At 22.1% G+C, this 578-nt stretch carries 1 protein-coding gene; it reads left to right on the forward strand.

What is annotated here, in order from left to right:
* Positions 1-458: hypothetical protein (locus ABNK64_RS11180; RefSeq protein ID WP_349764449.1), on the forward strand; the 458-nt coding region annotated here is incomplete at its 5' end.
* Positions 459-578 lie beyond the last annotated feature (120 nt).

Raw genomic sequence — 578 nt, forward strand, 5'->3', positions numbered from 1 at the left:
GTAAAAATAAATCAGATTTTTCAGATGAAGAAATAGCAATTTTGACTGATTTTATGAACTATGAAAAAGAAGAAAATACAAATGTATTACAAAAGATTACAGATGATAAAATAGAAAATAGTAATACAGAAGTATTACCAAAAATTACAGATGAAGAAGAAGAATACAAAAGTAATACTGATGTAATACTTAATAAATTTAAAGATAAAAATTTAGAAAAAAAATTTATCTATTTGCTGGATCACATAGATGAATTTTTGAAAATAGGAAAAAAATTAGAAAATGAATTGATGATTCCAAAAGAATTATTAAATTTGCCGTCGGTTATAAAAACAATGAGGGTATCAAAAGAAATTTCTGACGAATTTGATGAATTTTGTTCAAATCATAAAAATTACACAAAAATACAGATATTAAATTTTGCTCTAAAGGATTTTATAAACAAATATAATAAATAAATTTTTTTCTTTCTCGGGCAAAAAAAAGAAAACACAAAAGTTCTGTCTGTCATCTAATTTATTATAAAATTCCTTAATATCTTGGAAGTCTTTAAAGGCTTCTTTATAATCATTTGAACA

The sequence above is a fragment of the Fusobacterium sp. SYSU M8D902 genome (genome assembly GCF_040199715.1).
In the GTDB taxonomy this organism is placed as follows: domain Bacteria; phylum Fusobacteriota; class Fusobacteriia; order Fusobacteriales; family Fusobacteriaceae; genus Fusobacterium_A.